Here is a 20,461-nt window from a genome sequence, read left to right on the forward strand (position 1 = left end):
CGCCCTTCGAGAGGGGCGTCCATGAGACTGCTAGCGGCTCCTACGGGGCCGGGGAACCTTCGCCAGCAGCTCCCACAACGGCTGCCCGGAGCCGGCCCAGGCGGCGAGCGTGCGCCGGTCGGCCAGGTGCATGTGCAACTGCGCGGCCAGGGGCGCGCAGCGCGCGGAGAACCGCCCGTTGGTGACCACCAGGACGACGTCGGCGCCGTAGAGCTGCCGCGCGCAGCCGTTGACCCGCTGAAGGTCCGGTGTACCGACCGCCGAGCCCTTGTCGCCGGCCTTGCGGTGCTTGCACTGGATGACCCAGGTGCGCCCCAGGGGGTCGGTGGCCAGCACGTCCGCCCCGTTGTCCCCGGCGCCGCCGATCTGCCGGGCGTCGTCGCAACCGTCGCGGCGCATCAGGTCACGTACCGCGTACTCGAAGTCCCGGTGGTGCAGAGCATCCAGCTGCCCCAGCCCGTAGCGCAGGCCCTGCTGCCGTGTCCGCTCCCACAACAGTGCTTGCCTACGGCGGTGTGCCCACACGGTGACGGCAGCCACCGCACCGGCCCCCAGCGCGATCAGCACCCACGGATTCGCCGACAGCCAGGAGACCAGCGCCGACACCAGGGTGAAGCCCACGACGCCGGCGACCGCCAGACCGATCAGGATCAGCTGGCCGCGCTCCCGCCGCTGACGCTTGCTCGGGCGCCGTTTCCTGGGCCGTCGTGCAGGCGAACGTCGTGCCATCACCTCTCACCACCGTGGAAGGGGAACCGCTGCGTTCCGTCCGCCCGGCTGTACGGCTTGGTCCACGGCACCCGGTCTCCCCCTCGACACGCTCTGCTGGTGACCCTCCATCGTGGCACCGTCCGCTGACAGCGCGTCAGGCAATGTGGATCACCGGCCGGAAAGAAGCAGCTGAATCCAGCCGCACCATCGCCAACTGGTCAGTAGAGGAACGAACTTGGACGTTGGCTGACAGTGGTGCCGTCTACGGTGATGAGGCGCCTGGACTTCCCACCGCACCACTCGCGCCTACGGGCGTTGCTTCCACGCGGCCCGGGTGAGTTCGTACTCGACCTCACCGTGCTCGGAGCCCTCGATCGCCTCGGGCCAGTCCCCGGTGAAGTTCCGGACGAACGACAGGCCCGACTTCTCCATCACCCGCCGGGATCCCGCGTTGACCGCCATGGTGTTCGCGGTCACCCGCTCCACTCCGAGATCCGTGAATCCCTTGTGGATCAGGGCCCGTGACCCCTCCGTGGCGTAACCATTGCCCCAGGCGGCCTTGTGCAGCCGGTAGCCGAGTTCGACCACGGCGGGGCTGTGGTCGTCCAGGGGCCGGAATTCGAACCAGCCCAGGAAGGCCCCGGTCCCCCTCTCCTCGGCCGCCCAGTAGCCACGGGTCCCGGTAAACGGGTGGTCGTGCAGGAGTCCGGGCAGGGTCCGTGCCCGGGTCGCCTCGTGGCTCGTCGGCCGACCGCCGTTGATGAAGCGCATGACGTCGGGGTCGTTGTCCAGCGCGAACAGCGGGTCCACGTCGGCCTGGGTGAACGCGCGCAGCACCAGCATCGGTCTCCAGGAAGATATGCATGCCGAGATCTTCGCGACCGGCAGCCGGTGTGACCAGCGAATATCCGCGGCATACCCGGCCCCCGCCGGCACGTGTGCTTGACCGTCAGCCGCTCGTCAGTGGGGTGTCAGGGGGTGGGGGCATGCTTATGGATGTCGGAAGGGAACGGCACGGGAAACCGGATCGTCCCCCCAGGACAGGGAGAGGTGCCCGGAGTGGTTTATCGGGGACCGGAGCACGCTTCAGTCGGGCGAAAGCCTGCGCAGGTTCGAATCCTGCCCTCTCCGCACAGGACACCGGCCCGCCACTGGCGGGCCGGTTCTGCGTCGTCCCCGATCATGCCCGGTCAGGGCTCGCAGACCCGGGCGGGCCGGCCTCCTCCCCGCCGACCGTCATGCGGATGCTGCGTGAGCTCGATGAACGCGTGGCCGTCGTGCGGCCGGATCACTCACGAAGAGCGGGTTCCTTGCACGGGGCGGTCACGGTGTCTCGGCTACAGCGTGTCAGCGCGTTCCTTGAGTTCGACGACACCGCACACCCCGTGGAAGCGGTCGAGGCGGGCACGCATATCGTGCAGGGCGTCGTGGACCTTCATGGAACGGATGCCGACGGTGCAGTCGAGGAACTCGTTCCACGCGGTGAGTGCGCCGTCGACGTCGTCGCGGCGGAGTCGCACTTGACCGAGGTCGGCGAGAACCATCGCGCGCGTTCGCTTGCGGTCGACCCCGTGCACGTCAAGTGCGTAATGGAGATGTTCCTCAGCCGCACCGAGGTCGCCGAGCCGGGCGAGGATCATGCCGGATTCATGGGCCCACCGGCCGGGTGAATAGTGGGCGGCCCACGATTCACCCGGTGTCTTGGGCGCTAATTCGATCGCGATCTGGGACGCGGCCAGTGCCTTGGTGGCAGTGCGGCGGTCGCCGTCGGTGGCTGCGGCATTGGCCAGGGTGGCGTTGTAGTACGCGATGGCCCGTGGTTCGTCGAGGCCATGGGAGAGGCGGACGCATTCCTCGGAGATGCGCACACCGGCCGCCCGGTAGCCGAGGTCGACGCACTGTACGGCGAGTCCGCGCAGCGCGGTCGCGGCCAGCTCGGCGTGCCCGGCCTCCCGGGCGATCTGGTACGACTCCTTGAAGTACTCCTGGGCCATGCCCTGGTTGCCTTCGTCCTGCGCCATCCAGCCGGCGAGGTGGATGAGCTGGGCGACCGCGGCGAAGAGGTCGCGGCCGGTGGCCTGGGTGAAAGTGCCCTCCAGCCAGGGCCGGACATCCTCGGTGAGGTAGCGGACGGCCAGGTGGCGGGCGTGGCCGCCGCCGAGTTCGGCGGCTGCGTCGCCGAGTGTGGTGGTCATGTGCCGTACGGCCGCGACCTCGCCTCGGCCGACGTTCACAGCGGCGGTACCGGAGTCCGCAGCCGCTGTGCGGCGGGTGATGCTGTCGGGGTCGGGCAGGGAGAGCGCGCTGAGGGCCGCGCCGCTGGAGGCCGCGAGGAACTGCCGGCGTTGCACGTCGAACTCTCCTAACCGGATGACCGAGGCCACGCTATCGGCCCATGGCATACCGCCGGGGTGGTCGACAACGAATTGCGGCCCGCCGTCCGGCAGTTCCCCCGGTGTGGAGAATCGGCAGGTCTGCGGCACCCCATACTCGAACGGAACCTGATCGTGCCCAAGGATGATCACAGAGGAGCGATTCGGCCCGAAGCCGCTTATCGCGGACTCGCCGGGAGGATCGGCCGTGATCCGCCACTGCCCCTGCCGGGATCCGGGCATCTCGTTGTCCGTGCGAAGCGCGGGCGGTGGGCCGACCTGGGCGATCGGGGAGTAGTCGTGGGCGAAGCCCAGTGCCATCGGGCTGGTCGCGAACAGACGGCACAGGAGGTCCTGGGTCTCGGCGATCGGCAGGACGCCGGCCTCCCAGTCCTTCCATGAGCGTTCGGTGACACCGACGGGCCTCAGCTGCTGGGTGGCGACGAGGTCGTGGAGCTGGGCGACAGCCCGGACGACGGTCCAAGTCATGGCGAGGCGCCGGCATTTCAAAGGCCGGTGTCCGCAGTGTTCTCCGATCTGTGTGGCGATGGCCTCGATCAGCGCAGGAGGCGGCGCGGTGGCTTCGGCAACGCCGCTCTGGCCGAGCATGCGTTCGCGTATCCGCCGTCCACAGGCGGCGTCGTGTACCGGCCGGTTGGGTGGGCCTGTAGTGGCGGTCATCGTCGGCTCCCCGCTGGGTCGCGCGCGAACAGCGAGTGGGGTTCGCGGCACGGCATCTGTGAGGGCTTGCCTTCCCGAGATCCTCCCCAAACCTCAAACCCCGCAGGCGATTTGACCGCCCGTGGTGGGAGGCGGTACCGCCCGTGGCGGGCGGGAAACTCTCACTACCTCGACGAACGGCGCCGGACCAGGCTGTTGGACAGGCGCCGCGTCCGGCCGACGGACCCACAGCCGATCCGTCTCCACGCCCGTGGGCACCAGCCGGACGCGTCGCGCCTTCCACGCCTTACCGAAGACCGCTCACCCCGTCCTCAGGGCGGGAGTTGGGAGAACATAATGGTCGACACCCGATCGATTCCGGCGCAGGCCGGGCAGATCGCCCAGTTGGATCGCCTGGACCTGCTGCGCATCGAACGCCTCCGGCACGAAGCACTGACCGTACCCGCCCAGTGGACGGCCGAATACGGTGCATACCAGTCCGGCGGCTGGTGGACCACCTCGCTGATGAACGCCTCCGGCAACGCGGCGGACGTACGCATCGGCGACTGCACCGCCCGTCCCACCGCCCTGCTGGAATCCATGCCGGCCACCGCTGAACTGCTCGCTGAGCTCGGCCTGTCATACATGTGGGTGCGCCTGGCCCGGCTGGAGGCGAACGCGTTCTTGTGGGAGCACCGCGACTACGACGAACTCGACCAGATCGAACGCCACCGCCTTCACATCCCGTTGCACACCAACTCCTCCGCGTTCCTGGTCACCGGCGGAACGAAGGTCCACATGACCGGAGGGTGGATCTGGCGGCTCACCCCGACCTACGCGCACGGGGTGTGCAATCTGCTCGGACCGGACCGTATCCACCTGATTGCCGACGTGTACGCGGACGACGCCTACCGACTCCTGGCCCAGCGGGCCCAGCTGAATCCGTCGGCGGCCAAGCCCCTCCCTGCGGCCTCGCGGGCGCTGCTTGCCGCCAAGCTCGCCGATGCCCGGCTGCTGGCGGAGCTCGGCTACACCGGCGCGGCCGAACAGCTGCTGTTGCGGCTGTTCTACTGCTTCACCCTGCCCGAGGGCACCACGTATGACCTGATCGCCGAGCTGCACACCGCGCTCGGTGACGCCGAGGCCGCCGCCCGCTGGAGCCGGGCCAAGACCACCCTCCTCGCGCTCGCCGAGTCCTGACCCTTGCACCCACCTCTCGCGACGGAAGGAAAATTCGCATGTCGCTTACCACGCTTGCCCCCGCCGCTCCCGCGGTCGCGGCCGAGTTTCAGCTGGCTGCGCTCGTCGAGGCCAACCGTCCCGCGCAGATGCCGCTGGTGACGCGGATCGCCAGGGCCCTGTCTCCTTCGCCGGCCCTCACGCACCTGCTGGTGCGTGGCTCGCTCGCCTCGGGCACCGCCGACCGACTCTCGGACGTCGACTTCGTGGTCGGCGTCAAGGACGCCGCGCTGCCGGCCTTCGCCACCGGCCTCAACGATCTGATGACCGTGGCGGCCGGGGCCCTGCTGCCGGGCTGGCCCGACAGCATCGTCACCGACCTCGGCGGACTGGGGTTCGTGTTCCTGATCCCGTACGACGGCAAGCTGCAGCAGGTCGACCTCTACCTCGCCCCCGCCTCCGCGATCCCGGTCCTGCGCCGTCAGGTGACCTGCGTCGCCGTCCTCGACCGCGCACCCGTGCCCCCCACGGATGATGAGTGGCGGCGGGCGGCGGCCTTCGTGGCCGAACGGGCCGCGCGAGCGAAGACGTGCACCGAGTTGCTGATCGAGCACCTGGTGCTCGCAGTGCTCCTGCACAAGCGGATCCAGCGCGGACAGCGGTTCGTCGCGTACGCCGAGTGGCACCTGATGCACACCGCGACCAAGGACCTCCTCAAGGCCGCCCTTGCCCCGACCTCGCGGTTCTGGGGCTGGTACCAGCTGCGGGAGGAGATCGCGCTCACCCCGATCGGCCGGGCCTGCCTCGCGGACCTCGACGCGGCCGTCGCCTCCCCGGCCGTGCCCTCCGCCGCCGACGTCGAGAGGGCCCTGGACCGCGTGTTCACCCTGGTCGAGCGGGCCTGCCCGCACGCAATGGACGGCCTGTCCGATGCGATCACCGCCTACCGCACCTACCGGGAGCTGGCATGACCATGGCCGAAGTACGTCCCTCCACCAGCACGAGCGAGCACCGGGACAAGAGGGCGGTGTTCTTCGGCGGGGTGATGCCCGCCTCCGCCGCTGAGAAGCACATGGCCGAGCAGATCGGCATCCTGCTCGCCGCGTCCGGGTTCACGCTGGTGCACGGCGGCTACAACGGGCTGATGGAAGCCGCCGCCCACGGCGCTGCGACGAAGGGCGGGCGGATCTGCGCGGTCACGCTGGCCGCCAAGTGCGAGGAGTGGGGCGGCTTCAACCCCTACGTCACCGAGGCCGTGCACCTGGCCTCCCTCGGCGATCGCCTGAACCACTACTTCGACCAGGCCGACCTGGTGGTCGCGATGGGCGGCGGGGTGGGCACCCTGCACGAGCTGACCGCGGCCCTGTACTACGCGGGCAACATCCGCCCGCTACCCGTCCTCATCGCCGGGCCGACCGCGCTGCGGCTGCTGGACTTCCTGCGCCGGGAGAAGTGGCTCTTCGCCTCCCCGACCCGGCAGCTGGGCTTTATCACCGAGGCCACCGACATCGCGGCGCTCGCCGCCGCGCTGCCGGCCGTGACAGCAGGACCGAAGGGGGGCACGTCATGACGACCGCTGCTCCCAACCCGGTGTCCCTCGCCGACCGGATCGCCGCCACCGCGCTGGTCAACGGCCCGTTCGCACTGAGCGATGGGCGACGGCTCTCCTCGTACTTCGACGAGTACCTCCTGGCCGGCGATCCGCAGCTGCTCACCGAGACAGCCCGCGCGATGGCCGGCCACCTTCCTGCCGACACCGATGTTCTGGCCGGAGTCGAACTCGGCGGTATCCCGCTGACCGTGGCGCTGTCCACCGCCACCGGGTTGCCCGCCGCCTTCGTCCGGCGGCGGCCCAAGGAGTACGGCTCGCTCCGCCAGTTCGAGGGCACCGAGATCCAGGGACGGCGTGTCGTACTGGTCGACGATGTGATCCGTTCCGGGACCAGTCTGTTGACGGCGGCCCGCCGGTTGCGGATTGCCGGGGCCAAGGTCACCGACGTGCTGTGCGTGCTGGAGCGACCCCTGGGCGGCCAGGTGTTGCTGGCCGAGCACCACCTCACCCTGCACCCGCTGCTGACCGAGGCCAATTTCCCGGCCGCGAAAGCAGGCGAGCAGGCATGAAACGCGCCGCGCTCTTCGACCTCGACGGCGTGCTCGCCGACAGCCACCATGCCTTCCGCCTCACCCTCGCCGGATTCGCGACCTTCCACCTGGGCCGCCGCATCACCATCGCCGACCTGCCGACCGACGTGGCGATCGCCCCACGCGACCATGTCCTCGCCGCACTCGGAGTGACTGAGCCCCTCGACGAGGAGGGCTGGGACGCTGCGACGGCGACGGCCACCTTGACCGCGCGGGTCTTCCCCTACGTCGTGCCGGTTTTGACCGAGTTACGGGCGGCCGGCTGGGCCACCGGGATTGTCACTGCCCGCACCCAGCGCCGGGTGCCCTGGCTGCTCGGCGACGACATCCGCTCACTGATGGACGTGATCATCTGCAGCGACGAAGCCCCGCTCAAGCCGGCCCCCGACGGGATATTCCTCGCGTTGGACCGGCTCGCCGTGCCGCCCGACCAAGCGGTGTTCATCGGCGACATGCGCGCCGACGTCCTCGCCGGGCAGGCAGCCGGAGTGCACACGATCGGTGCCGGATGGGGCTTCACCCCACCCGAGCAGCTGGCCGACGCGGGCGCCGACCTCGTACTGAACGACCCTGGCCAGCTCGTGCCCACGCTCCTGAAGTGGGCGGACGCCGGGCAGCCGACCGGCCACCGTAAGCGATCTTGATGTGCGACCCGCTACAGTCGGTGGTACAGCAGACCCGGCACTCGGTGCCCTGTTGGTCTGCTGCACCACTGGTGAGCAACGGAGCGGGAGTCACGGTGTACCCCCTGGGGGCGCGAGCTATCTGCGTCGAGCTGGAGAACTGAGAACTACCTCAGTCCCGTTCTCGGCCCGGCTCGGCGTGTGATCCCCCACCACCTTCCGTGACTCTTCCGTGAGGCCATGCCGCCATGCGCTCGACGCAGATCCGCCAGACGTTCACCGACTTCTTCACCTCCCGCGGCCACCACTCGGTGCCCTCCAGCCCGCTGGTCCCCGACGACCCCACACTGCTGCTCACGAACGCCGGGATGAACCAGTTCAAGCCCTACTTCCTCGGCGAGACCACCCCCGCCTTCCCACGCGCCACCAGCATCCAGAAGTGCGCCCGCACTTCCGACATCGACAACGTCGGCCGCACCAACCGTCACGCGACGTTCTTCGAGATGATGGGCAACTTCTCCTTCGGCGACTACTTCAAGGAAGACGCCATCGCCTATGCCTGGGAACTCCTCACCCAGGGCTACCAGTTGGAGAAGGAGAAGCTCTGGATCACCGTCTACGAGGAAGATGACGAGGCCGAGCACATCTGGCGCCGCATCGGTGTCCCCGCCTCCCGCATCCAGCGGCTCGGCGTGGAGGACAACTACTGGTCCATGGGCGTCCCCGGCCCCTGCGGTCCGTGCTCGGAGGTCAACTACGACCGCGGCCCCGCCTTCGGTAAGGAGGGCGGCCCGGCCGTCGACGGCGAGCGCTACGTCGAGATCTGGAACCTGGTATTCATGCAGTTCCAGCGCGGCGAGGGCGACAAGAAGGGCAACTTCCCCGTCCTCGGCGAGCTCGCCCGCAAGGGCGTGGACACCGGGCTGGGCCTGGACCGGCTCGCCGCAATCCTCCAGGACGCGCAGAACGTATGCACCACGGACCTGCTGCTGCCCACGCTCCACACCGTGCAGGACCTCGCCGGGCGTGCCTGCCCCGCGGAGGGCGAGGAGAGGGTGTCCTTCCAGGTCGTCGCCGAGCATGCCCGCTCCATCGCCTACCTCGTCGCCGACGGCGTCCTACCGTCCAAGGACGGCCGCGGCTACGTCCTGCGCCGCCTCATGCGCCGGGCCATCCGTCACGCCCGCCTGCTCGGCATCGACGGGCCCGTTCTGCCGACCGCGACCGCCAGCGTCATCGGGAATCTCGGTGACGTGTGGCCGGAGCTGCCCGCGCAGGCCACGCTGATCGAGCAGGTCGTCTCCGCGGAGGAAGAGTCCTTCACCCGCACCTTGGCCCAGGGCACCCGGCTGCTGGACGCCGCGATCAGCCGTACTCAGCACAGCGGCTCCGACGCGCTGCCGGGCGAGACGGCCTTCGAGCTCGCCGACACCTACGGCTTCCCCGTGGAGCTGACCATCGAGGCCGCCCGCGACGCCGGGCTGACCGTGGACGAGGACCGCTTCGCGAACCTGCTGGACGAGCAGAAGAAGCGCGCCAAGGCCGGTGGCAAGGCCAGGACCACCGACGCCCTCAAGAAAATGGACACCTACCGCGAACTGTCCGCCGCCCTGCCACGTACGGAATTTCTCGGCTATGAGCACCTGACCGCCGAGGCCACCGTCACCGGCCTCATCTCCAGCGGCACCGTCGTCACTGCCGCCGACGCGGGCAGCGAGGTCGAACTGGTCCTGGACCGCTCACCGTTCTACGCCGAAGCCGGCGGGCAGGTCGGCGACACCGGCACCCTGACCCTGAGCGACGGGACCCGGCTCCAGATCACCGACACCCGCTACGGCCTGGAGGGCTTCCGCGTCCACACGGCTCGCGTACTCGAAGGCGACCTGCGCATCGGCGCCCGCGGCGAGGCCGCAGTCGATGCCGTACGCCGGGCGGGCCTGATGCGCTCGCACTCCGCCACCCACATCCTGCACGCCGCCGTCATGGCCACCCTCGGCGACCACGCCCGCCAGCAGGGCTCCCTGGTCGAGCCCGACCGGCTCCGCTTCGACTTCGCGCACTTCACCGCACTCACCCCCGACCAACTGAGCGAGATCGAGCAGGCCGTCAACGGCCACGTCCTGGACGATCCTGCCGTACACGCCTGGCACGCCGACCGCGCCGAGGCCGAAGCCGCCGGGGCGATCGCACTGTTCGGCGAGAAGTACGGCGACACCGTCCGCATCGTCGACATCGGCAACTTCTCCCGCGAGTTGTGCGGCGGCACCCACGTCGCCCACGGCTCTCAGGTCGGCACCTTCCGCCTGCTCTCCGAGTCCTCCGTCGGCTCCAACCTCCGCCGCGTCGAAGCCCTCACCGGGCACGGCGCCCTCGCCCACCTTGACACCGAACGACGCCTGCTGACCGAACTGTCCGGCCTCCTCGGCAGTCGGCCTGCCGATGCCCCCGACATCCTGCGCAGGCGCCTGGAGGCGCTCGCCTCGGCCCAGAACGAATTGGCCCGCCGGCGCACGGCCGAGCTCGGCCGTCAGGCGGCCGACCTTGCCGACCATGCCCGGCCTACCGGGCGGGGCCGGCTCGTCGTCCGACCCGTCACCGGCCTGGCCCCGGACGAAATGCGCGCGCTGGCCGCCGATATCGTCACGCGCATCGGCACCGAGGCGGCCATCGTCATCCTGGCCACCGAGCACCGGGCGAAGGCCCTGCTGGTGGCCGCCGTCTCCGGCCCCCTGCACCAAGGTGGAACCGAGGCCAGTCAGCTCCTCACCGGTGCCGCACGAATCGTCGGTGGGGGATCTGGGGGACGAGGGCCGATCGCGAACGCCGGCGGACGCGCTCCCGAACACCTCGAACAAGCCCTGGCTGTCGCCGGCCAGGAAGCCGAACGCCTGCTGAACGACTGACGCAGGCTACGCGCTCACGTACTCCGCTCGGCGTGGGCGCAGCCCCTGAGGGTCTGGGCGGCGAGCAGGCAGGACCGGCTTCCGCCTGCTCGCCGAAGCCGCTCGACCAGGGGTTCCTTCGCCAGTTCGGCGTTGTGCAAAGTCAGGACCTCGATCTGGTTGACGTACGTGACGGTGGTGTCTCTGAACTCCGGTAGCCCCCATTTCCGCAACGGCTCAGTGAACCCGGACAACTGCGTGTCGCCTCCTTGCCAGATCTGATCTGTCCAGATAGCGCCCGCGTTCGCAGAGGGTTCAGGAACCTGCGTGCGAAGACTGGTTCACCAGCCGGTGCACAAGCCACGACGGACCGGCTGGAAACGTCGGCTCAGTCGCCCGTTGTTCCGTCCGTGCGCTCTCGCAGGAAGTCGGCGTGTCCGTTGTGGCGGGCGTACTCCTGGATCATCTGCATGTAGAGCCAGCGCAGGCTGAGGGCAGCGCCCCGCGCGGACGTGAACGTCTCGTCGAGGTCATGTCCGGCTGCCGCGGCGTCGCACGAGGCGACCTCGGCCCGGAACCTCTCGAAGTCCCGTTCCGCGTGGACCTCGTGGATTCCCTCAATGCCCTCATTACCGTCTCCCGGGTCGGTGAAGACGTTCCCGGCGTCCTCACCCGCGAAGCGCCGACGGAACCATGTCCGCTCCACCTCCGCCATGTGACGGACGAGGCCCAGCAAGGTGAGGCTCGACGGTTCCACGGTGGTCCGCGCCAGTTGGGCGGGCTCCAGCCCCTCGCACTTGGCCAGCAAGGTCTCGCGATGCCAGTTCAGCCAGCCTTCCAGCATCTGACGCTCAGGTGCGACGGCCAGATCACCGATCCGCGTAGTCCGCTCGATCTGCGGCGCTGTCCATGTCATGCGCCTACCCTGACCGACCACCTCACGGAAGCACCAGGGACACACGCGTCGATGGTGGCCAAGTCGCGCCGCACGATCAGCGACAAACTCGGTCACACCCACCATCCACGGGTGAACGGATCCCCGTGACGAACTGGCCTGCCGGCACGTGTGCTTGACCGTCAGCCGCTCGTCAGTGGGGTGTCAGGGGGTGGGGGCATGCTTATGGATGTCGGAAGGGAACGGCACGGGAAACCGGATCGTCCCCCCAGGACAGGGAGAGGTGCCCGGAGTGGTTTATCGGGGACCGGAGCACGCTTCAGTCGGGCGAAAGCCTGCGCAGGTTCGAATCCTGCCCTCTCCGCGCACGACCCAGGGAGAGGTGCCCGGAGTGGTTTATCGGGGACCGGAGCACGCTTCAGTCGGGCGAAAGCCTGCGCAGGTTCGAATCCTGCCCTCTCCGCACAGGACACCGGCCCGCCACTGGCGGGCCGGTTCTGCATTACGGGCGGCGGCGCAGCACCCCCGCCCCGCTGGTCGCACGCGGGTGGGCGGGAGTCGTGGGAGTACGGGAGTTCAGGACAGCCCGCGGCCGTCCTGCTCCGCCTGGTGGGCCACCCGCAGCAGTGCGTCGACCATGCCCTCGTCGAGCATGGTCTGGGCGGCGATGTCCGCCGCGTCCCCGAAGCCGATGTCGAACAGTGCGACGCTCACCGTGTAGTCGTCCGCCACGCTCCAGGTCCCGAAGCTCCACTCGTCACCCGAGCCCGGTGTGCCGTCCGGCCGCAGCACCTGCACCCGCTTCGCCCCGGGCGCGAACCCGAACTCGGTGAAGCGGAACCGCAGTCCCTGGCCGATGGCCTTGCTGTACGCCTCCTTCAGGGTCCACAGCCGCACCAGGGCCGGGTTGCGCCACTGCTCCTCCATCCGGGCCAGCAGCTCCGCCTCGTACGGGGTGCAGATGTGGCGCTCCACCGCCGTGCCGCGCAGCTTCCGGCTCTCCAGCTCCGCGTCCACGCCGATCCAGCCGCGCCGGGTGAGGCCGACCACCAGCAGGTCGGCGGTGTGGCTGAGGCTGATGTCCACCTGGTCGCAGCCGCGCAGATAGGGGCGGCCACCGGGCTTGTAGGCCAGGTCGATGTCGGACGGCCGGGCCTCCAGGACCGCCGCCGCCGCGTACTTGAGCAGCAGCCGCGACGCCAGGAAGCGGGCGCGCACGTCCGCGTTCGACATGTCCCGGTAGCGCTCCCAGTCCCGTCCCAGCAGCGGCGGCAGCGCGGACTCGGCGCTGTCGTCGGACAGCCAGTCCGGCATCCAGTCCTCCAGCCGCCCGTACACCACGACGCTGGCCCGCTCGGCCAGTTCGCGTCGTACTGTCTCCCACTGCCCCATGGGCGTGACCAGGAGCGGCTCGGCGAGGGTGGCGAGCAGGGCGGGGGCGGGCAGCACCGCCGAAGCGGTCACGGCGGTGGTCACGCCGTGTTCTCCAGGGCCGTGGCACGCAGCAGGCCGGTCAGCGTACCGACGTCGGCCATGCCGCCCACCATGGCGTGCAGGGGCAGGTCGCCGAGGGCGGGGTGGCGCTCCCGCAGCCGCTGGACGAGCTCCATCAGCATGAGGGAGTCGAAGCCCAGGTCCTCGTACAGCCTGCTGTGCTCACCGGCCGGGGGCAGCCCCGTCTCCAGGGCCACGACGACGTCGTCGGTGACCCTGTCCAGCAGTAGTTCACTCATGTCGGTCCTCCGGTGCGCGCGTTGTCCGGCGCGGGTCAGCTGGTTGCCAGCGGGCTGTCGTACAGGTCGAAGCTGCTGCCCAGGTAGTAGCGGCGCAGCAGTTCGGTGAAGACCTCGCCCTCGGGGCCGGGGGCGTCGGCCGGAAGACCGATGCCCAGCCGCTTGCAGATCCGCAGCAGCGCGACCACGAGCCAGTCCGACGAGGCCAGGAAGGTGTCGGGGCCGCCCTGTTGGTGGCGCCACACGCCCAGGCAGGCGGCGGCGCAGAGCACCAGCGTGTAGCGGTCGGCCAGTGCATAGGTGTGAGGGTTGGCGAGGCTGTCCCGGCTGAGCGGCGCGAGGGTGGCGCAGGAGTTGCGCAGCCTGCGCAGCTCCTCGACGAGACGGTTCACCAGCGGACCCAGTACGGGATTGGCCGCGGCGGCCGGGCCGTCGGCCGCGACGGTCAGTTCGGCGCACAGCGGGTCGTGCGCGGCGAACGCCCCGAGCCGCCGGAAGTCCAGCGAGGGCAGCTCGTCCCGCAGCCTGAACAGCGAGCTGTCGGTGTCGGCCGGAGCCGAGTCCACCAGCCAGGAGCGGCGGGCGAGGGCCGGCAGCTGGGGGCTGATCGTGGAGAGCGCGGCGGCGGCCCCCGCATGACCGAGGCTGGTCACCGGCAGGTCCCGCACGTGCTTCTGGAAGATCCCGAAGGCCCCGTCGCGTACGTAGATGCTGGAGCCGAGCAGTACCGACAGCTCGTGCACCGCGTCGTTGAGCAGGGTGGGCAGCAGGTACTTGGCGGCAGCCGCGTAGACGCCGGTGATGCCGTGGCCCCGCCCGGCCGCCCGGGTGCTCACCAGGGCCAGGCTGTCGGAGATCAGCAGGTCGGCGAAGGCGCCGACCAGGGTGCGGCGGGCCTGCGGATTGCGGTCCATCTTCCGCCCGTCCACCCCGTGCGTGTCGGCGAACCGCAGGGCGGTGCGCAGCGCGGTGTCTCCCCCGGCCAGGACCATCGAGGGCAGGATGCTGCGGGTGAACGCGAACGACCGCAGCGCCAGGTCGACCCCGCCACCCTCCTCGCCCAGCAGGCTGTCCTCGGGGACCGGGCAGTCGGTGAACTCCAGCCCGGTCTTGCGGCAGCCGCGCATCCCCACCATGGGGTAGGGCTCCAGATCGCGCACCCGGTCGGCAGGGAGTTCGTCGCGGTTGAGCAGCAGCGTGGAGTGGGCCCGGCTCCCCGGCTCGTCGGAGCTGCGGCACACGATCACCAGGCCCTGGGCGCGGTCGGCGTTGATGATGACCCGCTTGGAGCCGCTCAGTGTCAGGGCGCCGCCGTGCGCGCGAAGGCTGAACTCGTCGCGCAGGAAGGCATTTCCGTGGGCCAGTTCACGGTAGGAGACGGCCAGCCGCCCACCGCCCAGCAGCAGGTCGGCGGCCCATCGCCGCTGAGCGCGGTTGCCGCCGGCCCAGACGGAGGCGCCCGCCAGGGCGGAGAAGACGCCGTACCCCACACCGAGCGCCTGGTCGCGGCGGAACACCGGGCGCAGCACGCGGGCGAGGGTGTCCGCGCGTACGAGCCGCCCGCCGAGGGCAGCGGGCACGAATTCGGCGTTCAGGTGGAAGTCGTCGAGGAGCTGTTCGGCCTCGGGCGACAGGACGCCGAGTTCGTCGGCCCTGAGCAGGCCCGCGTGCCCGAGCGGGTTGTCCGGGTCCCAGGGGTCGCCGAAGCGCTGTTCCAGGTCGGCGACACGTTCCTGCACCGCGGCCTCGGAGTTCAAGGGTGCCGGCACACGCAGTCGCGGTGCCGCGGCTGCCCTCTCATCGGCGAGCGTCGTCCCCCATGCCATTGATCCGCCACCTTCCGCAGGGCAGGCCCCTCGTACGGAAACCTCTGGGCCGAGCTTCGCCGCCCGCTCTGGAGAACCACTTGAGACCCGCACGGGCTCCACCACAGGACCGTGCCGGGCGGGGCCGCGCGCCCTCGGTTCCGCGTGCGCCCAGGTCCGGCCCGGGGCGGCGGCGCCGGTCCGGACGGGCGACGGTACGAAAGCGGCCGGCGCGGGGATTCCGCCGCCTGAAGATGACTCAAGAACGCTCACACCAGGGGCGGAGCCCGTCTGGCGCCCGCGCCCCGATTTCCGTACACCGTCTAGGGTCCGGAAATCGAATGGAATCACGGACGGAATCACGGACGGAATCGCGGACGGAATCGCGGAGTTCCCGCCCGTGGTCCGCCCACGGACTTTCCCCCGGAGGAGAGCGATGGACAGCACACGACCCGCCCTGCGCCTGTTCGTCTTCCACCATGCGGGGGGATCACATCTGCTGTACCGCCACTGGCCCGCCCGCCTGCCGGACACCTGGGACGTGCGGCTGCTCGACGCACCCGGGCGCGGCAGGCTCCTCGATCTGCCGCAGATCGCGGACGCCGGCCGGCTCGCCGAGTTCTTCCTGCGCCGCCTCGAACCCGAACTGACCGTCCCCTACGCCTTCTTCGGGCACAGCATGGGCGGCCTCATGGCGTACGAGATCACGCGGCGGCTGGCCGCCCGGGGCTGTCCGCTGCCGGTGTGGGTGGGGGTGTCCGGCCGTGGCGCGCCCCGACTCCGGGCCGCGGACGAGCCGCGCCACGAACGGTCCGACACCGAGTTGCAGACCCATCTGGAGCTGCTCGGCGGAACGCCCGACGAGGTCTTCGACAACCCCGAGCTGTGGGCGCGGTTCGCCCCGGTGATCCGGGCCGACCTGCACCTGGTGGAGAGCTGGTGCCCCGAGCCGGGCACCGTTCCGCTGCCGGTGGCGCTGTCCGCATACGGGGGCAGCGAGGACCACTTCGTACCACCGCGGCTCATGACCGGCTGGGAGGAACAGACCGAGCACTTCCTGGGTCTGCGGGTCTTCGACGGCGGCCACTTCTACTTCCAGGACGATCCGGACCCGCTGCTGCGGCAGATCGAGCAGGACGTGACCGTGGCGCTGGACGCATCCGGCGCGGTGCGCTCCTCGTGAGCCCATCGGCACAGGGCGGCGCGCCGGGAAGGACCTGCGCGCCCGTCGGCCGCCCGTCGACCGCAACCGGCTGGATTTCCGGCCTGCACAAGGGGGAGAAATGCAGTTCCGCATTCTCGGTCCCGTGGAAGTCCAGGACGAGCGAACCGGTCTGAGGATCCTTCCTACGGGCGCCAAGCAGCGTGCCCTGCTGGGCGCGCTGGTCGTGAAGGCCGGGCACAGCGTGTCCGTGCACCGGCTGATCGACGAGCTGTGGGGCGAGCACCCGCCCGCCAACGCGGCGAACGCGCTGCAGGCCCATGTGACCCGGCTGCGTCGGCTGCTGTCCGGGCCGGACGGGTGCCCGGACCCGGCGCCGGGCCCGGGTTCGGTTTCGGGGCAGGGTCCGGACGGGGAGCAGCACCCGTGGATCGTGACCCGCTCGCTCGGCTACGCCCTGCAGCTCGACCCCCACGACACGGACGCGGCCCGCTTCCACCACCTGACCGCCCGGGGCAGACAGGCCCTGCTCCACGACCCGGGGCAGGCGGTCGACCTGCTGCGCAGAGCCCAGTCGCTGTGGCGCGGGCCGGCCCTGGAGGGCAGCGTGCTCGGTGACATCTGCGCGGTCGAGTCGGCGCAGCTGGAGGAACACCGGCTGGCGGCCCTGGAGATGATGTACGACGCGTGCCTGCGTACGGGGCGGCACGGCGAGATCATCGGCGAGCTGGAGGAGCTGACGGCCGATCACCCCATGCGGGAGCGGTTCTACGACCTGCTGATGGTCGCCTTCTACCGCTGCGGGCGGCAGGCGGAGGCGCTCGGCGTGTACGACCGGGCGCGCAAGCGGCTCGTGCACGAGCTGGGCATCGAGCCGGGGCCCGCACTGCGCGGCCTGATGGAGGCGATCCTCCACCACGACCCGGTCCTCTCCACCGCCGGAGCGGCCCGCCCCGCGGACGCCGCCGGTCCCCCGGCCACGACGACGTCCGGGTCCGCGGCGGGTACGGAGTCCGGGGCCACGGCGCTCACCCTGGGCGACGAGATAGCCAGGCTGCACCGCCGGATCGAGGGACTGCAACTGCAACAGGAGCGTCTGCTGCACCGCTTCGAGGCGTTGACCGCGAGCGCCGCACGGCGGGTGGCGGGCGGCCAGGGGGCCGGGTAGGGGGACCGGCCCCGCGCCGCCGTCCCGTCAGCCCGCCGGGCCGCGCACGGCCGCCGTCTCGGGCGCCGTCACGATGAGGCGCTGCAATCCGCTGAACCCGGCCGACGGCTCTCGCCCCTGCTCCCGGGCGAGGGTGCCGCGCAGCCGCTCGCACACCCGGAGCGCCTCGCCCCGCCGCCCCGACCGGTGCAGCGCGAGCGCGAACTGGCCGTGTGTCTCCTCGCGCGCGGGGAACCGGCTGACGAGGGCGGTCAGTTCGGGCAGCAGATCACGGTGGCGGCCCAGGCGCAGATCGGCCTCGATGCGCTGGCCCAGGGCGGTCAGCCGGGCCTCCTCCAGTTTCCCGGCGTCCCGGGCGGCGGGCCGCCCCAGGGGTACGTCGGCGAGTACCGGGCCGGTCCACAGCGACAGCGCGTGCCGCAGCCGGTCGGCGGCGCCCCGGTAGTCCTCGGCGTCCATGGCCCGGTAGCCCAGCCCGGCCCGCCGCTCGAACTCGCGGAAGTCGACGGTGCCGCCCCGGGTGTCGAGCCGGTAGCCGCCGTCGACGGTGACCAGCACGTCCTTGGCGGTCACCGAGGTCTCACCGGCCCGGGTGAGAGCGGACCCGATGAGGTCCCGCAGCCCCATGACGTACGTCTGCACGGTGGTACGGGCGCTGCCGGGCGGACTGTCGCCCCACAGGTTCTCGATCAGCTCGCCGGAGGCGACCACCCGGTCGGCCCGGAGCGCGAGGAGCGCCAGGACCTGACGGGGTTTGGGGGCGGTGGGGACGACCGGTACCAGGCCCTCCCGCACGGACAGCACGCCCAGTATCTCGATGTCCATGGCTCTCCTACGGCTTGGTGCGCGCGGTGGGTCGATGAACATAAAGAAAACAGCGCAGTCGGTTTTTCCGTCAACTGTTTCGAGTCATTTTCTCGCGGCCAGGCCTTCTCGCCCGCTTCGTTCGGCGGCGGCGGCGAGGTGGCGCGCGAAGTCGGCGACGCCGTCGCCCGCCGTGCCTTCCGTCCCGAGTACCACCAGGGGCGGCCTGCCGTAGTGCGACGCGAGGGACCGGGCCAACTCGCAGGCCAGGGCCCCGGATCCGGAGAAAGCGCCGAGCACCAGCGGCCCGGTGGTGCCCGCCGGAGAGCCTGCCGGAGAACCCGCCGGAGGATCCATCAGGGGACCCACCGGAGAACCCACCGACGGGCACAGCGCGGCACCCGCCTGGTCCGGGTGCCCCCGCAGTACGGCGAGTGCCTGGGGCCCCGGGTAGCACCCGACCAGTTCGTCGTGGCGGTCGTCGTGCCCGTCGCCCGGTCCGGACGGGCCGACGAGACAGACCGTCCCGGCGCCGGGCTCCCGTGCCGGACGCAGGCACACCAACTGTCCGGCCACCGCGTCGTACAGACGCGGCACCTCGTCACCGGCGAGACCGGACAGCACCTCGGCGATCGTCGACACGTCCCCGGCCCCGAGGGGGAGTTCGCGCAGCAGCCGGGCGCTGTGGGCCAGCAGCGCCGCCACCCCGTCGTCGTCCAGCCGGCCGCGGTCGTGCACCGAGCTCAGCACCAGGCCGCCCGTGCTGTCGTAGTACGCGACGACGCCGATCGGGAAGCCCGTCTGCGGGGCCGCGGGGTCGGGGTCGGTCACCTGGATGCCCTGGGCGGCGAGGTCCGCGCCCAGGTCCTCCAGGGGGCGCAGCCGGTGTTCGAAGGAGAGCAGGGTCTCGGGGCCGTTCAGGGGCCCGGCCGCCGCGGCGCGGAGCTGCCCGGCGGAGACCCACTCGCAGGCGGCGATGTCCAGGGCGCGGTCGCGTACGTCGCGCAGCAACTCGGGGACCGTGCGCCGCGGGTCGACCTCGACCGTCATCGGCAGCGGGTTGCCGAAGGGGCCGGGAACCCGGGCGATGCCCTCCATCGTGATGCCGCGGCCGGAGACCAGCACGCTGAAGTTCACCTCGGCCGGACCGCGTACCCGGCCCGCCGCCCGGTACAGGAGCATGGCCCAGACCGCCTGCAGCACGACGGACTCGGTGGCTCCCCGGCGCACCGACCACCGTGCGAGCCGGGCCGCCTCGGTGCGGTTCAGCCGGGCCCCGGTGCGGCCCGTACCGTGCCGACGCGTGACGGCGCCCGCGGGCGCGCGGGGCAGAGCGGCGGCCGTCGCCTCGGCCCGGCGCGCGAAGACCTCCCCGGCGGGCCCCTGCCCCTGGGCGCTCAACCAGCGGCGGTAGTCCCGCAGATCGGGCCGGCGCTCGCCGCCCCTGAGGGTGCCCGAGTCGACGTAGGCGCGGTAGAACTCCTGGAGCAGCAGCCGCACGCTCCAGGAGTCGAGCAGACCGCGGTGGTAGGTCAGCAGCACATCGGTGGGCGGGACGTACCCCTCCTGCGGCTCACCGTCGAGCAGGGCGGCCCGCAGCATCCCCGGACGGCTCAGGTCGAAGCCGCGCAGCCGCTCCCGCTCCATGAGCGCCTGCCGGGTGACGGTGCCGTGCCGGTGCCGTACGACGTCGGGGCTGGACCGCGGGTACACCGCCACGCGGGGCTCGGGGTCCCGGACGAACGCCGCGCGCAGCACGGTCTCGCAGTCGAAGACGGCCTGCCACGCCGCGGTGAACCGGCCGGTGTCCAAGGGCCCGTGCCAGCGCCAGAAGAGCTGGCCGACCTGGGGCGCCGGGCAGGAGGCGGACTCGGCGAGCATCTCGCGCTGCAGCGGGGTCGGCTCGAACAGCTCCGGCAGCTCCCGGTCAGGCCGCTCCCGCGTCGGCAGTTCCCGGTCCGACCGCTCCTGGTCCGCCAGTTCCCGGTCCGACCGCTCCCGCTCCGGAGCGCCGGGCGGCGGATGCGCGGCGGTCAGCAGGTCGGCGAGGGCGCCGAGCGGGTAGCGGCCCGAGCACTCCAGGGTGTGGTGGCCGGGGCCGTGCCGCCGCAGCCGGGGCTGTTCGCCGCGCGGCGCGGGAGACCCGGAGGCGATCCGGGCCAGTGCGGTTCTCAGGACGGAGGGGTCGAGCGGGCCGCGCAGTTCGAGGGTGGCCGGCCCGTCGGGCGTGGCGTCTCCGAGGTCCAGCACGGCCGTCAGGGACACCTCTGCGATGCGTTGGTCGGTCGTCATCGGCTCTGCGGGCCCTTGTCACGCGCGCACGGC

Annotated in this window: 17 protein-coding genes and 1 pseudogene; 8 read left to right on the plus strand and 10 right to left on the minus strand. The window is 71.2% G+C overall.

Translation table 11 applies throughout. The features are described 5' to 3' along the window. Positions 1 to 30: 30 nt before the first annotated feature. The 3 genes and pseudogenes from OG709_RS35180 to OG709_RS35190 form a co-directional block, all read right to left on the minus strand. Positions 31 to 729: a restriction endonuclease gene (locus OG709_RS35180; protein ID WP_250306114.1), complete on the minus strand. Its 699-nt coding sequence runs from the start codon at positions 727 to 729 to the stop codon at positions 31 to 33. Between the two features lie 288 nt (positions 730 to 1,017). Next, a pseudogene (locus OG709_RS35185) lies at positions 1,018 to 1,576 on the minus strand (GNAT family N-acetyltransferase). Between the two features lie 472 nt (positions 1,577 to 2,048). Beyond that, the gene (locus OG709_RS35190) at positions 2,049 to 3,572 is read right to left on the minus strand and encodes a tetratricopeptide repeat protein (protein WP_250306117.1); all 1,524 of its coding nucleotides are present in this window, start codon (positions 3,570 to 3,572) and stop codon (positions 2,049 to 2,051) included. A 528-nt stretch (positions 3,573 to 4,100) separates the two neighbouring features. Between OG709_RS35190 and OG709_RS35195 the strand changes: the two genes are divergently transcribed. The 6 genes from OG709_RS35195 to alaS all read left to right on the plus strand — a co-directional run bounded on the left by OG709_RS35195 (position 4,101) and on the right by alaS (position 10,590). Next, a complete protein-coding gene (locus OG709_RS35195; protein WP_250306119.1) occupies positions 4,101 to 4,943 on the plus strand; it encodes an aspartyl/asparaginyl beta-hydroxylase domain-containing protein in 843 nt (280 codons plus the stop codon). Between the two features lie 38 nt (positions 4,944 to 4,981). Beyond that, entirely contained in the window at positions 4,982 to 5,893 is a 912-nt protein-coding gene (locus tag OG709_RS35200; RefSeq protein ID WP_250306121.1) for a hypothetical protein, read from the plus strand. Further along, positions 5,890 to 6,492: an LOG family protein gene (locus OG709_RS35205; RefSeq protein ID WP_250306123.1), complete on the plus strand. Its 603-nt coding sequence runs from the start codon at positions 5,890 to 5,892 to the stop codon at positions 6,490 to 6,492. The genes OG709_RS35200 and OG709_RS35205 overlap by 4 nt, the downstream gene beginning before the upstream one ends. Further along, on the plus strand, positions 6,489 to 7,043 hold the full coding sequence (locus tag OG709_RS35210; protein ID WP_266646606.1) for an orotate phosphoribosyltransferase: 555 nt from the start codon (positions 6,489 to 6,491) through the stop codon (positions 7,041 to 7,043). Before OG709_RS35205 ends, OG709_RS35210 begins: the two co-directional genes overlap by 4 nt. Continuing rightward, positions 7,040 to 7,708, plus strand: a complete 669-nt coding sequence (locus tag OG709_RS35215; RefSeq protein ID WP_250306125.1) for an HAD family hydrolase — start codon at positions 7,040 to 7,042, stop codon at positions 7,706 to 7,708. The genes OG709_RS35210 and OG709_RS35215 overlap by 4 nt, the downstream gene beginning before the upstream one ends. Positions 7,709 to 7,935: 227 nt before the next feature. Next, entirely contained in the window at positions 7,936 to 10,590 is a 2,655-nt protein-coding gene (alaS, locus tag OG709_RS35220; protein ID WP_250306126.1) for an alanine--tRNA ligase, read from the plus strand. 14 nt (positions 10,591 to 10,604) lie between these two features. Here the strand turns inward: alaS and OG709_RS35225 are convergent, their stop codons facing one another. The 5 genes from OG709_RS35225 to OG709_RS35245 all read right to left on the minus strand — a co-directional run bounded on the left by OG709_RS35225 (position 10,605) and on the right by OG709_RS35245 (position 14,966). After that, a complete protein-coding gene (locus OG709_RS35225; protein ID WP_250306127.1) occupies positions 10,605 to 10,823 on the minus strand; it encodes a hypothetical protein in 219 nt (72 codons plus the stop codon). Positions 10,824 to 10,957: 134 nt separating this feature from the next. Next, positions 10,958 to 11,485 (minus strand): DinB family protein, encoded by a 528-nt coding sequence (locus OG709_RS35230; protein ID WP_250306129.1) that lies wholly within the window; start codon positions 11,483 to 11,485, stop codon positions 10,958 to 10,960. Between the two features lie 555 nt (positions 11,486 to 12,040). Next, on the minus strand, positions 12,041 to 12,940 hold the full coding sequence (locus OG709_RS35235) for a 4'-phosphopantetheinyl transferase family protein (RefSeq protein WP_250306140.1): 900 nt from the start codon (positions 12,938 to 12,940) through the stop codon (positions 12,041 to 12,043). Then, positions 12,937 to 13,197, minus strand: a complete 261-nt coding sequence (locus tag OG709_RS35240) for an acyl carrier protein (protein ID WP_266646609.1) — start codon at positions 13,195 to 13,197, stop codon at positions 12,937 to 12,939. The genes OG709_RS35235 and OG709_RS35240 overlap by 4 nt, the downstream gene beginning before the upstream one ends. A 35-nt stretch (positions 13,198 to 13,232) precedes the next feature. Beyond that, positions 13,233 to 14,966 carry an acyl-CoA dehydrogenase gene (locus OG709_RS35245; RefSeq protein WP_250306143.1) on the minus strand — a complete coding sequence of 578 codons (1,734 nt, stop codon included), beginning with the start codon at positions 14,964 to 14,966 and terminating at the stop codon, positions 13,233 to 13,235. Between the two features lie 472 nt (positions 14,967 to 15,438). Here OG709_RS35245 and OG709_RS35250 point away from each other — a divergent pair, with 472 nt between their 5' ends. Further along, positions 15,439 to 16,185 carry a thioesterase II family protein gene (locus tag OG709_RS35250; RefSeq protein ID WP_250306145.1) on the plus strand — a complete coding sequence of 249 codons (747 nt, stop codon included), beginning with the start codon at positions 15,439 to 15,441 and terminating at the stop codon, positions 16,183 to 16,185. Between the two features lie 100 nt (positions 16,186 to 16,285). Continuing rightward, the gene (locus tag OG709_RS35255) at positions 16,286 to 17,332 is read left to right on the plus strand and encodes an AfsR/SARP family transcriptional regulator (RefSeq protein WP_329169337.1); all 1,047 of its coding nucleotides are present in this window, start codon (positions 16,286 to 16,288) and stop codon (positions 17,330 to 17,332) included. Positions 17,333 to 17,359: 27 nt separating this feature from the next. Here the strand turns inward: OG709_RS35255 and OG709_RS35260 are convergent, their stop codons facing one another. Continuing rightward, a complete protein-coding gene (locus OG709_RS35260; RefSeq protein ID WP_250306149.1) occupies positions 17,360 to 18,157 on the minus strand; it encodes an AfsR/SARP family transcriptional regulator in 798 nt (265 codons plus the stop codon). A gap of 84 nt (positions 18,158 to 18,241) precedes the next feature. Then, positions 18,242 to 20,428, minus strand: coding sequence for a condensation domain-containing protein (locus tag OG709_RS35265; RefSeq protein ID WP_329169340.1), 2,187 nt, complete (start codon positions 20,426 to 20,428; stop codon positions 18,242 to 18,244). Between the last annotated feature and the right edge of the window lie 33 nt (positions 20,429 to 20,461).

This window comes from Streptomyces sp. NBC_01267 (assembly GCF_036241575.1).
Classification (GTDB): domain Bacteria; phylum Actinomycetota; class Actinomycetes; order Streptomycetales; family Streptomycetaceae; genus Streptomyces.